Source organism: Natronorubrum aibiense (assembly GCF_009392895.1).
GTDB classification, from domain to species: Archaea; Halobacteriota; Halobacteria; order Halobacteriales; family Natrialbaceae; genus Natronorubrum; species Natronorubrum aibiense.
The window spans coordinates 57,423-70,346 of sequence record NZ_CP045489.1; the positions used below are offsets into that span (position 1 = coordinate 57,423).

General features: G+C 52.5%; 11 protein-coding genes. 3 read left to right on the forward strand and 8 right to left on the reverse strand.

Annotation, left to right across the window (positions count from 1 at the left end; translation table 11 throughout):
- Window positions 1-18: 18 nt before the first annotated feature.
- Window positions 19-873 (reverse strand): IS1595 family transposase, encoded by an 855-nt coding sequence (locus GCU68_RS16870; RefSeq protein ID WP_152943793.1) that lies wholly within the window; start codon window positions 871-873, stop codon window positions 19-21.
- Between the two features lie 262 nt (window positions 874-1,135).
- Between GCU68_RS16870 and GCU68_RS16875 the strand changes: the two genes are divergently transcribed.
- Both GCU68_RS16875 and GCU68_RS16880 read left to right on the forward strand, forming a co-directional pair.
- Window positions 1,136-2,797, forward strand: coding sequence for a macro domain-containing protein (locus tag GCU68_RS16875; RefSeq protein WP_161991514.1), 1,662 nt, complete (start codon window positions 1,136-1,138; stop codon window positions 2,795-2,797).
- A gap of 398 nt (window positions 2,798-3,195) precedes the next feature.
- Window positions 3,196-4,323, forward strand: a complete 1,128-nt coding sequence (locus GCU68_RS16880) for a homing endonuclease associated repeat-containing protein (protein ID WP_152943795.1) — start codon at window positions 3,196-3,198, stop codon at window positions 4,321-4,323.
- Window positions 4,324-4,345: 22 nt separating this feature from the next.
- Here GCU68_RS16880 and GCU68_RS16885 read toward each other — a convergent pair whose 3' ends face one another.
- The gene (locus tag GCU68_RS16885; protein ID WP_152943796.1) at window positions 4,346-4,498 is read right to left on the reverse strand and encodes a hypothetical protein; all 153 of its coding nucleotides are present in this window, start codon (window positions 4,496-4,498) and stop codon (window positions 4,346-4,348) included.
- Window positions 4,499-5,244: 746 nt separating this feature from the next.
- Between GCU68_RS16885 and GCU68_RS16890 the strand changes: the two genes are divergently transcribed.
- Window positions 5,245-5,904: a queuosine precursor transporter gene (locus tag GCU68_RS16890; RefSeq protein ID WP_152943797.1), complete on the forward strand. Its 660-nt coding sequence runs from the start codon at window positions 5,245-5,247 to the stop codon at window positions 5,902-5,904.
- 64 nt (window positions 5,905-5,968) lie between these two features.
- Here the strand turns inward: GCU68_RS16890 and GCU68_RS16895 are convergent, their stop codons facing one another.
- The 6 genes from GCU68_RS16895 to csa3 form a co-directional block, all read right to left on the reverse strand.
- Complete coding sequence (locus GCU68_RS16895) at window positions 5,969-7,120, reverse strand: BREX system ATP-binding domain-containing protein (protein ID WP_152943798.1); 1,152 nt, start codon at window positions 7,118-7,120, stop codon at window positions 5,969-5,971.
- Window positions 7,117-8,016, reverse strand: a complete 900-nt coding sequence (locus GCU68_RS16900; RefSeq protein ID WP_152943799.1) for a hypothetical protein — start codon at window positions 8,014-8,016, stop codon at window positions 7,117-7,119. Before GCU68_RS16900 ends, GCU68_RS16895 begins: the two co-directional genes overlap by 4 nt.
- Entirely contained in the window at window positions 8,013-9,047 is a 1,035-nt protein-coding gene (locus GCU68_RS16905) for a tRNA-guanine transglycosylase (RefSeq protein WP_161991515.1), read from the reverse strand. Before GCU68_RS16905 ends, GCU68_RS16900 begins: the two co-directional genes overlap by 4 nt.
- Before the next feature lie 80 nt (window positions 9,048-9,127).
- A complete protein-coding gene (locus GCU68_RS21700; RefSeq protein ID WP_227015021.1) occupies window positions 9,128-9,829 on the reverse strand; it encodes a hypothetical protein in 702 nt (233 codons plus the stop codon).
- A gap of 2 nt (window positions 9,830-9,831) precedes the next feature.
- Window positions 9,832-12,036, reverse strand: coding sequence for a queuine tRNA-ribosyltransferase tRNA-guanine transglycosylase (locus tag GCU68_RS16910; protein WP_227015022.1), 2,205 nt, complete (start codon window positions 12,034-12,036; stop codon window positions 9,832-9,834).
- A 199-nt stretch (window positions 12,037-12,235) separates the two neighbouring features.
- Entirely contained in the window at window positions 12,236-12,895 is a 660-nt protein-coding gene (gene csa3 / locus GCU68_RS16915; RefSeq protein ID WP_152943800.1) for a CRISPR-associated CARF protein Csa3, read from the reverse strand.
- Window positions 12,896-12,924: the final 29 nt, after the last annotated feature.

The following is a 12,924-nucleotide window of genomic DNA, read 5'->3' on the forward strand; positions in this document are numbered from 1 at the left end:
AAGGACATTGTTGGTGAGTCAGAGAACAGTTTGAATGATTTCTTTCAGGGCGTCTCGTCCGGGTTTGCGTAGGATTTTCCGGCGAAGTTCGAAGAGTCTGAGATACGCGGTAAGTTTGTTCTTCGAGATGCCTCGACGGTGGCTCTTGCACGTATTCAGGTGTGCGTCTCCATCAACGTACTCGCCTTCGCCGTGAATAACCGCTTCTCGCTGGTACGTTTCGTCCTTCTCCAATGGGTCGTAGGCACGAAATCCGTCGGTATAGACTGTCAGCGACTCCTCCTCGTGGTCATCGAGGAGGAGTCGCACGGTTGATTCGTCGGCGGATTTCGACGGGATGACGTATCGCTGATCGCTGCCGCGATCAACGAGGGCAAACACAGGTGGCTTATCTCCGTCGTAGCTTCCTCGTCCACGTTTCGACAGGCCACGCGAGCGCGACCAACCGTCGCGCTCGCCGCCTTTCTTCCCGGCGGAGACGTAGAACTCATCGATCTCGACTGGCCCAGCGAGATCGATCCGAGGCGCGTCGAGCGCATCACTAGAATGCTCGACGCGCCGGTGAAGTGACCGATACGAGACATCAAGTTCAGCGTCTAACTGACGGATACTCGTATTGAACCGGAGCAACGAATAGAACGCGAACAACAGCTTATCGAGGCCGATCTCCACGCACGCGAAGATCGTGCCAGTCTTGTCATTGAACGTGCGTCCACAATTTTTACAGCGATACCGCTGATACTCTCGATAGCTGCCGTACTTGATCACCGATTCAGACTGGCAGCGCGGGCACTGGAGGCCCTCGCGCCAGCGAACCTGCTGGTGCAGGTGCGCGGCGCTCGCCTCCGAGCGAAACACTTCAACTGGGATCATAGTCGGATGATGCTGACGTATCACATGCCCGCTACGCTTTCACAGCGCCAGCTCTCTCCGACCACCAATCTGCTTCCGAAGAGCGTACAAGCATGTCTACGCGGTGCTAGTGTTGGCTCGAAGGCGCATTGAGTCGGATAGCCGATTCAAGAATTTCGAAAGAAACAGTGCGTCGCTCGGATTCAACTTGCCGTATGATCGACCGTTGCCACTCTATAACTGATTTAGAAAAAAGTAAATGGGATGTTTGCCAGTATTATTCATGACTGCCGAGACCCCCGAAGACTTCCCTCACTTTTGTTCTATCTGTGGTAGGTCATTCGACTACATCCCCCACAAAACTTACCCAAATCCCGTCTGTGATAACTGCGATAGTCGAGCAGTATCTGAACCAGGAACACCGACTCAATATGGTGACAACCCTGTTTTCATTGATGGAATTCGATGCTTTCGCCGGTATAAGGAGGGTGCGTGGCTGACCCTACGTGATCCCACTGCGTGCGACGACTATGAGGAGTTTTACGACACACACTACGATGATTCTGGGCCGATCCATACTTTCAACCAGCCAGACCCGCCCACAGAAGGCAACTCGATCAGACAATTTTCCGAAGTAAGGGGTTCATCAGAGGACCAAGTAATAGCGAGAGTCATCGAAGGTGATATCCTCAATCAGAGTGCTGATGCGCTCATATGTGGGATTACCACGGATCCGTCGTTAGACGGTGGTGTTGCAGGAGCGGTATGTGATGCCTCAGAGCACTCACTTCGGCCTCTCGTACAAAATAAAGCGCCGTTCACACTCGGTGACGCCGTCGTCACCGGTGGATTTGACCTCCCGTATTCGTACTTGATTTTCGTGGCAGCGACACCAGCCAAAGCGGGAAAAAGAGCAACTGAAGGAAGTGTTCAGCGAGCGGTAAAAAATGGTCTCCATTACGTGGCCGATCTCCGGTTGCCGTCCGTTGTGCTTCCGCTTATCGGCGCTGGTGCTGGCGGACTCAGTACACAGTCCACTGCGTCAGCAATTGCTTCCGGGATACGAGCTTCGTCTGTGTCGCCTCCGGTCTGTGTGAGAGTCGTGACCCAAAACCCGAGAGATCAGGATGCAGTGCAAAACGAACTATCAGTTCGTGGTTCGAATATTCTCAACCAGGAGTATTCTGATCCGCTTGAAGGGCAGATCTCCGCTCAGTTGGAACGTATTAATCAATCGGATTCTCCCTCCAACTGGGAAATTTATCCATGGATAAGCTTTGACCCGTACACTGGCGATATCAATGACTACGATGATCGTGAAGATATAGACCATCACACTCCCCCTAGACCAACCAAGGACGCAATTAAGCGAATTGAAGACCCTCTTAGCGACTTCGGCAAGGATTACGGTAATCCAGAACAGTGGTTTGCGTGGTATGATGGATTCAATTCACAGCTGGGCGGCATCCGAGCAGCGATTGACCATCCTCAACTCGCACGTCAGTTGTACAGCCGTGAGCAGTCCCTGATTGGGATCTTACGGGGACTTGAACATGAGGACTCAGAGTACAGTGACATCCTAGAACTGGTCTTGGATACGCCAAGCAGCGGGAAGACAAACGAGATTGTCGCCCGAATCAGATACCGAGTGTCTGGTGAATATATTGAAACGAGTAACGAACTCACCGACTTGTGCTTACAGACATCGCTTCGGATACTTGAATACACGGTTGAAACTCTGAGCCATCTCGACTTTGACCACCCCATGAGCAATACAATGGAGGTGGATCCTGTTGACCGAATTGAGGTCATTGTTCATGCTTACTCTCAGGTCGCTTTTGAATTGAGTATCCCGATGGATCTTGCGGAGGACGTGGTCTATAGCAATCTTTCTACAAGTGCTCTTTGTGCGACTGCAACGTACTGTGAGAACCATCTCGATTAACTCACGATCTCTCTTCCGAACCCTCAGCGATGTTAGTGAGTGTCTGAGAATTTATAAACTATAAGCCCATCTTACCGTGCTCAGAGACAGTGGGAAGCAGACAATAGAAGTTCATTTGGTAGACCCTGTTACTGGTGATAAACCAAGTAGCCCCTTCCGAGTGGCAGGCCGCCGGAAGCGCGCTAATCAAGGTTCCGAGTCTAAGATAGCAAACTCAAGAGGGTTATTGAATTGTTGTTAAAATATAGTAAAATGCTAGTACGCCAATAGAAGTCGCAATCAGCGCTGAACAGTTTGCGACACCATATCGGAAGTCTCAGGCGATGTTAGGATATAATTTCAAGCACGATAGATTAGAATGGGATAATGATGGACGGGCGATCATCAGGGAGGACGGTATGACCGATAGCATGGGTTGTCCGGCGGACACGTGTTCGTTCGAAGGATCAATTTTCGAAGTTGTGGATCACGTAATAGAAAGCGTTGACGAGTTCCGTTACGACGCTCATCTTACAGAAGGACGGCGATTGCAGGAAAATGCTCGAGAGGCGAGAGACCACGGTGGATTCGACGAAGCGATAGAAGACCTAGAGGGCGCACTCCATAATTTTCAGTGCGCAAAATTATTCGCAGACGACGTATCGTCCATTGAGAGTCGCTGCCGAGAGATGCTACAACTGATCGACAATCTCGTCAATCAGGCCGAGAACGCCACCGATGCTGGTGACAAGGCACACTTCGAGAGCGATTCTAATTTTGCGGGACAGAAGTACGAAGAAGCTGTTGACGCGTTAGAAGAGGCCAGAACATTAGCGACGGAACTGGCTCCTGACCGAGTAGCGGGGATCGATCGACACCTTCGTAGCGTCCAAGTTCGTCAAGAAAGTCTTGAACTGTCTGAGCCCCACCAAACGGTCCGTGATCTCGTGGCCGCCGCTCGGGAGCACGCTGCTGCAGGAGACCGAGCCTTCCACGACTCTGAGTATGAGGTCGCATTGAAGGAGTACGAGAACGCAAGGGATCAATACGAATCACTCGCAGACAGCCTTCAGGAATTCTCGTTTGACGAATCGATAGCCGACTCAATAGTATGTGATGTGTGTCGTCAGCGGTTCGACGGAGAACTTGACTCTTGGCGGATCAATCTCGGTGTCTCGCTGCAGGTGTGTCCCGCATGTGTTCGGTTCGGTTCCGACGGGAACCTACCGAATCCACGAACCGTAGCGACTGAGTATCGTGCTATCGTCGAAAACATCGAGAATATTCGAGACGGTGACGTTGGGTTGGACTGGACATCTGACGCTCCTCTGCAATCCGATAGGTCGGAAGATGTCGGCACTGATGGCGATAGACGAGATACACGGCAGATGCTCATGCAGTTGGTAGGACTCTGCCAGCAACTCGGTGCGCCACCTTCCGCGGCGGAATTGGACGAGAATACAGACTTTGGCTATCTTGATTACCGAAATGAGTTTGGGAGCCTTTCAGAGGCGCTTCAGGCTGCTGGGTTTGAGAGTCAAGACTGATTTGGCAGTCCTATCGTAAGACTTATTCTTCGTCGTTCGTTTTGGGACCTCGAGTGAACTTCTTATTGTCTTTATCACGGAACCGTCCAGCATCCTCATTGTACTCCTCGTTAGTGATCTTCCGGAGAACCTTGTCAGCACCTTTTTTGATTTTGTTGGACGTTTTTTCTGGCATCAGTCCTACATCTATGCTGCCTCATAATAAAATTATATGATACTAACAAAATGTTCTATCTCACGCCACGCATGATGTTGTAGGCTGCACAGATATGTACTCTATTCATAAGACATTTCTACTATCAATACTCGAACAACGGTTTGAGACCACAGTATTCTGGAAGTATCTCCCCATTATTCCCATAGTCAAAATTGAATTCCCACGAGCTACCACCATCTCCCTCAGCAATATCGAGCTTCGATATGAAATCAGCAAACGGAATCGTCTATCGGTGTTCGTTAATCGTGCCGAGAAACACAAGATAGAGCGAGTAGTCTCTCCTGAGTTCGTTTATTGAATTTCATGTCGAGCCATAGATGGGTGTGACGGGCACTCTGATACTGTGCGAGATACGTGAAAGATACTCATACAATTGGTCGGACTCTACCAGCAACTCAGCGAATCACCTACTGCGGCAAACTTGGATGAACAGACAGACTTTGGCTACCTTGAGTATCGTGACGAGTTTAGGAGCATTTCAGAGGCGCTTCAGGCTGCTGGATTCGAAAGTTGACAGTAATATTTGACGAGCCTCTGATCCATATCCAAGAACAGCTCTCGACACATCGGATTGATCAACCAGTAAGACTATATTCCGCAAAAGTATTCCCCTAGTATGATTCAAAGAAGACCTGAAGGTGCTCCAAGTAGTATCGAATTACCGACTGGTAAGATAACAATCCAGATTAAGACGGTGGTTCAACGTGCAGATTGAGGATACTCGAGCGATATTCACCGCTCTTTTTGCTGGCTCCATCGTTCTTGCCAACGTGCTGGCGGCGAAATTGACGTGGGTTGAGCTACCTGGCATCGGTGGCGTCGCCGTCCCTGCTGGATTCGTTGCGTTTGGCGTCGCGTACCTCGCATCTGACTTGCTTGTTGAGTACCACGGTCGTGAGTACGCGGCATCAGTTGTCAACGGGACCGTTTTCACGCTCGCTGTGTCGTATCTGCTGGTCTTCGCGGCAATCTGGATGCCGACAGCACCGTTCTATGACGGGCAAACGGCGTTCGTAGCTACGTTGGGCGACTCCGCGTCGATTATCCTCGCGTCAGTCGTGGCATTGGCAATTGCTCAGCACATGGACGTGAGATTGTTCTCGAGGCTCAAGGCTCGAACATCCGGTCGCCATCGATGGATACGGAACTGCGGGTCGACAGCCGTTAGTCAGGGTATCGATACAGTCGTGTTCATCACACTTGGATTCGCAATCTTTCCGGCTCTTGGGCTCGGTGGGGATCCAACGTTGGGTTGGGCGCTGCTCTCGATTATCGTCGGTCAGTATTTGGTCAAGCTACTGGTTGCGCTCATTGACACAGTCCCGTTCTATGCAGTGACAGAAGTTGTCGAACAGAAGGGCTGAGAGTGAATTACGGAACTGAGAAGAATCAGATCCCTCTGGATGAGCGATCAGAGACTGCTATTGATCAAATCGATTCTTCGACGAACTCTGCGGTGATCTCTGAGCGCTGTTCTCGTGCCGCTGTGTCAAGCAGTCGGCTACACACTGAGAGTACCTGACGGATATTCCCTTGAGATCGCTGCAAAATCATGTTCAAGCCGTCCTCTGTAAACGGTTGGACTCCGAATTCTTCCCGTTTACGTGCTTGATTGAGGTACTCTTCGACTAGCTCATGGAGATGCTCGTTCGTAAGCGGTCGAAGTGCGACTTCTTGACCGATTCGTTCGCTGAACGCGTGGTATTCACTCATCACATCCTGCCACACCTCCGGCGCACACCCAAACAACAGACAGAGACCATCACTGTTTTGATCCATCAAATGGCGAATACTGTTTAGCGTCGCCTGCTCGTCTTTCGAGGAAAGCCGGGCGATGCTTTCGAATTCGTCGATAAAGACAAACACGGCCGTATACCCTAATTCGAGCAGCAAGTTCTTCAGCGCTGTAAACGCCCGCACACCCATGGTATCGTCGTCGAGGGCGGTATGGATCTCCATCTCTTTTCGCTGCTCGTATCGAATCCCCTCGGCTGTGAGCCACTGCCAGGCGTACAGATTTGTATCCTCATACACCATGTGGACGATCGCTCTGGCAAAGTCTGCGAACTGTGTCACGTCGCTCAATCGTTTGATGGCTTCGGGAACGATTTCGGAGAGAAGTACGTCTCCATCGTCGATCAGCGAACGCATCGCACCCGCACTAACTGGGTTCGTCTCGGTGACGTCCCGTGCAATTGATGCGAGATACTCGTACGCGATATCTTGGACCTCGGCGAAGCCGAGATCATACATGAATTCGTGGTAGATATCTACGAACCCTTCTCCAGGCTGAGCGACGTAGCCGACAACAACGTCGTTTTGATCCCGAAGGAGCGACCGGGTATATTTGAGCGTATGCGATTTGCCGTTGCCGTACTTTCCAGTGACGACGAGGTGCTTCGACTTCCCTGTCGAGAGGGTCGTTGATACTGTCGAACTGATCGTGTTCGTTGCCTGCTCTTGTCCACAGTAAATCTCTGGATCTTCTGCAGGGACTGGACTGTACGGGAACGGGTTCCCGGTGAGTCCGAATTGGTCGTAGTCTTGCGTCTCGTCGGTGATATCGAAGGCTTCGCTCATGGGTTTGGTGTGAACGTGATGTCGCGGTCGTACACTGCGAGGTAGTAGTACTGTTTATCGAACTGTTCGAGTCCGGCCATTACCTGTTGCGTCGATTGCGAGGTTGAGACGAGCGACTCGCCGTCTGTGAGCTCTATCTGCTTGATTCCGAGTGCTGAATCTTTGGCCTCCGTGTCTAGTGGCGCTCCCGAGAGTTCGAGTTTGCCAACGTTCTCTCGGCAGAGTTTCGAGAGTCCTCGGTCAAACGTCGCTCGAGGGCATCCAAGCCGTTCACAGGTTCGCTCTCGAAGACGGGGAATCGAGAGGTAGCGTTGTCGAAGGTCGACACCAGCCCTCTCTTCGAGGTCATCATAGATCTCGAGGAGGACGTACTGGAAATTTGATGGAACGGTCTCGCGATCGACGGTGTAATAGTCGCCTGTGAAGGCATTTCGTTGGATTCCGCCGAGTCGTTCGCCCCAACTGCCAACGACCTCGATTCCGGTCTGATTGAACGAATAGGGCGAGAACTCGTGTGCCTCTTCGAGGTGTTCGAGCAACTCGTCAGGACCAACCGGCTCGAGTTCGGACAACGACTCGACGAAGGCACCATAATGCGGACTTCGAACGGCCAGAATTTTATCCGCTTTCGACCAGTCTTCGTTTCGGACTGCGCTCAAAAACTCTTCACCAACAGGGGTTGTCCGATAGATCGAGTCCTTATCGTTTTCTCTGTCGTGTTCTTCGAGAAGGCCGATCCGGGTGGCCTCGAGGATCGTCTCTCGAGCCCGACGATGTGTAATATCCAGCGCTCCTTCGACCCCGGTTGTCGTTTTCCCAGCCGTCTCACAGAGATGAGTGAGTTCAGTGAGTCGGCCAAGTGTTACCGGACGGACTGTCGGGCGTTCGGATGTCACGCTAACCTCCGAACTTGCTGCTTGGCAATTCTGTACGCCCGTTGTGTCACCTTGTTGCCCTGGAATCTAAGATCGAGATAGTTCTCGATATCCTTGCCAGCAGCTGCGACGTATCGGAACCGACGTAACTCCGCTGCCAGGGCCCAGAGATTGTGTCTTACCAACGCGTCTCGATCTTCTCTGATATCGTCAAGCGTTCGGGAACCACAGACGGGGCAGGGGCAGGGAAGGTACTCGAGGTCGTCAATGTTCCATAGTTCTTCACCGCCGAACCCGGGAAGCAGGTAGTTTCGATTCCCCGCGCTTCGAATGAAGGCTGACGAGTCGAAACTGTCCACCCCGAGATAGAGTAAAAGCGGTTGGTAAACCAGGCCACCAAGCCCGTACACGTGAAGGTGTTTGTCCGTCGCAGTTCGCGCGGCCAACACTAGCTTTGTGACTTTTTCGTAATCCGTCCGAACAGGAACAAGACTCCCGAGCGCGTAGCCATCAAAATCACCACGACTTTCTAGATATTGAATACTGTTTCGAACTGTCTCGGGGTCGTACCCATGGACACTTGCGAGCAAAAGTTCATCGCCGTCATGGCGATCACTTGCCTCTAACGCGAGTTCGATACTCTGCTCGATTCGACGCTGGTTCTCCGCTGCTCGGTTCTCCCGCGAGAGGGGGATATCTACCGTACCAAAGATATCCGCTTCGAACAACCGTTGGGTCTCGAGTGTTTCTCGGGGCGTTGTGTCTGGTTCTGTTTGACTGAAATCGTACCCGCCACTATCGGCGTAGACGATCGTATTCTCCGGGACGCCCATCTCATCCCGGAGTGACAGTCCATCGGTTAGCCGATTCCACATCGGGTCCCGGTTCCTGATCGCCCGAGCGTTTATCATCGCGGTCGGGAGATCCGGGATCGTCCCTACGTATTCTGGTGTATTGTCACTCGATCGCTTCCCGAGATTTCGGACGGGAAAGAGAACTGGGGTCTGCAGTTCTCCATGGGGAAGATCGAGCACCCGTTGCCGGTACAGCATCGGGTTTTAGCTCAGCTGGTCGCCTCAAGGTAATGGTCATACTATGACACGAAATGATATATTAGAACTAGATACAGAATCTAGAAATCGGTCAGATCTTTCTGCGATGTCGGCTCAGAGAGGCATGCCGATTTCACATCGTCGGGTGAGTCGGGTTCATTACCGATAGCGAGATGCCTTGCGAAGTTTTTCAGGTAGTTCCCCTTGAGAGCGACGACGATCGTCCCTTGCTCCTTCGCCTGTTCGGTGCGTGCTGGGATCGAGATGACGTTCTCGTATTGATCTGCCACTTCTTCTTGATTGAACGTCACGCCGAGTGTGTCGGCCGGCAACGCAGACAATACGTCGGACAATTCCAAAGCACGATAGTAATCGCTCCCGAGTGCGAAGAAGACGATATCGTAAGAGGAAGACGAGAGTGCATCACGTGTTCGCTCCGAAATCTCGAGGGAGGCCGACCGTGAGTCAATCTCGCTTGCAGCCATCTCTGCAAAAGTGGCGTTGTACGGTGGGAGTTCCTCACGTTCTGCAACGAGCCCGAATCCGGCACTGATGAAATATCGATCGACGGTATGGCTATCGGCTCGAAGCGAGTCGACCGCTTCACTGATGTACTGCTGCTGCCGGCCATCGTAGAGCTTTCTCGCCGGTACACTGACGGCATCATCACGAGCACGAAGCTCATCGAGACCTGCGTCGTCGATTTCGGCTGCGTCGAAGACGGCGCTTTCGTCCGGGTACGATTTGCTGTTCGAACATTGGTCGATAACGAGTATGTCCATGACTAGAACTCCATCAGCCCCTTTTGTACCATAAACTCCGGCAGGAACTCGCTGTCGTATCCGAGGCGGTCGAGAACAGCCGTTCGGAGTTCCTCCGTGTTCTCATACGATTCGACAACGCATCCATTGCGTTCAATCGCCTCAATCGCGTCCTTCGAAACCGTCTCCTCGGGATCGTACAGGAATGCGTTCTGATAGCGTGCGCAGAACTCGCCGACAGATGCTGCCATGGCTTCCGACTCGTACGAAATGGTTTCTGGCGGTTTGGCCCACCACTCGTGAACACCAGTATCACTTATCACGCCGACCTCCGCTACCGGTAGATCGTGGACATTGGACCAGAAGTCCGTCCGTTCCGTGAGGAGGTGGGCTTCGACCGTACTGGTCTTTGTGATCGTATCGGTCGCCGGCGTTATGATGAGCGTTTTCGGCAGTGCTTCTCGGAACTGATCGTAGAACCGTTTCGTGTTATGGAATCCGCGGCGGCGGTTGCGATTGTTCGCGCGGAAGATTGCGACTTCGATCCCGTATTCCTCACAGATTCGGCAATCGCACTCCCGCCACGGCTTCTCTCGAAGCAGTGTCTTGTACTCCTCGAGTAAGTTGTCGTCGCCGATCCACGACGCGTAATCCTCGACGAGTTGCCAAACCTGATCGAATGTCGCAACCTCTCCTGAATACTCCTCACGCTGCTCGAGTTTGTCCGCCATTCGCGGGAACGTTCCCTCGAAATGATCTCGAGCCGTATCGATCAACGTCTGGTACTCTTCGAAATCGACCGGCGATTCAGGATCGTCCTCCCGGAGCAGCTTGATCACTTTCTTCCGGAAAGGGCGGCTGAAACTTGCCCGCAGCTCGCGACCGTGGTCGTAGTCATCGCGGAAGTGCTCCTCGATATCACGGAGGAGACGTTGGTCGTACTCGTCGTCATGTCGATGGGCCTCCAGATAGGAGGAGAGCTCATTGAGCGCTTGCTCTGCTTCAGCGGCCCATGCTTGAATTGCTTGTGAGATGGATTCACACTCGTCGAATGCACGAAGCGAGTGAAGCAGTTCTTGTCCCCGGAGAGCCGTTTGGATTCGCTTGTCAAGTGGATCCCTGTTCGATCCGAACCGAACACGAAGGGCGTCGTAGCGCTGCTCGCTGTCGAGATGATAGTTGTCGCCACCGGTCCAAGCCGCCCGAAGCATACTCGCGCTGTCGAAACTCGACATCCCAGTTCGCCCGATTGCGTCGAACGCGTCGGTTTTTGCGAAGCCGAATACGTGTGTGTCGACCCTCGTCTTGCGGGCTCGCTCGTGTTCTTTCACTGCGTTCCCAACGCCAGTGACGATGTCACGAATTCTGCTGGCATTGGTACCTGCAACACCACCGATCCCGACGTACTGGTATCCGAGGTCAAGTACCTGATCTGCAGCCTGTGCGTACGACATCGGGTCCCAGCCCTGAATTGCAACCATGAGACGGAAGGAATAGTCGTTTGCGTCATAGAGGTCCTTCATCTCCGCGGCATTGTCGAGAGTCAGCTGGTACCGGAACTCCGTGTCGTCTTCTCTGTAGACGGCCCGCGGATCGTCTCGGAGTCGCTCAAGTACGGCGGCTGGCTCGCCTTCGAAGTCTTCCTGCTCAAACGGGTCGACCGACGAGACATCGAAAATCGTCGAATCATGGTCGGCGACGTACTCGGGCCACTCCGTCGGCCATTCGTCGATCATAACGTCGACTTCGTCAGTTAACTCTTCAGGAAGGTCACTCGATGTGAGTGCAGACTCAGCGAACGCACGCTTATTCAGATAGAGTCGGGTTTCGTGGTCAGAGCTAAGCACGAGGTGATCGATCGTCACGCCGACCGTGACGTCAAGGTCTTCGTAGAACGCCAGCATTTCGTCGTTCCCATAGGGAGGAAACGGGAGCGATTTGTAACCCCAGGCGCCGCAGTCGCTGATTGTCGGGAGCCAGTCAGGCACGTTGAGCCCCGATTGTTCGTCATAGACGCCGTGAGATGTGAGTTGGTCGAACTTCGTTGCACTTTCTTCAACCTGTTCGCGCGAAATGAGAACGCCGTCTATCGGGGTCGTTTCGTAATCAAAGATGTCCCAGATATACTGCAACTCTCGCTCGTCCTTTCCGAGTTCAGAATGCTCGTCGTGCTCGAAATCGTAGTGAGCGTCAACGTTGTCATCCCATTCAGGGACGTAGAACCTCACAGATGATATTCACCACGAGATGATTGCTCGCTCTTGCATATGAATCTCCCCAATCCAGTCGAGATCCGTGCCGTGGGAAACCTCGCCTTTTGCTGCGAGAAGAATGTCACTAAATAGTTCACCCACAAAACACATTCGATTAAGCGAAACCGTTGCAAATGAGTGCTACGAATGAAACGTCTATCAGGTGCGACAAAAATTAGAAGACGTTAATATCAATAGCGAGACGCCCCTCTTCCGTAGGATATACCATCTTAGACTTACCGTGTTTTTCGCTACGGACAAATCCTCGTTCTTCGAGCTCGCTAACGTGACGGGCGACGGTGCTCTTCGCGACGTCGAGTGTATTCGAGATAAACGTCAATGACGTCTCTTCATCAGCGTCGACAATCGCCTCGAGGGTTTCAACAACGGAATCGCCTAAGGGATCCACAAAGTTGGGGATCTGTATCTCTGAGACGGACCCAGTGATATCACTGAACTGGAGGACTGTGTGGATCTCATCACGTGCCAGGAAGGCAGAGAACGAGACAGGGAGGTAGATATCTCGTGCGCCCCCACCGAGAACGAGGACGACGTCGTCGCTTTCTGATTTAATACGATCGATGCTTTGTCGTATGCCCTCGTAGAATTTCTCGGGATCAAGTGCGACCGAATCAACGGTGACATTCGGTTGCAGTTCGGTAACCATTCGACGCACGTCCTCGCGTGCCTCGTTCGATCGGTCGTTTTCGCCGTCGTCCGCTGGTTGTACTAAAACGATTTCGTCGCCCTCCTCGAGTCCGTAAGTGAGTACTGGTCGCGTAACGCGGGTACTGTCAAATCCAATCGTAGCGATGAATGTCGTCATTCGTGCCATTGTATTGGACGTCCCAAGTAAAACAGTAG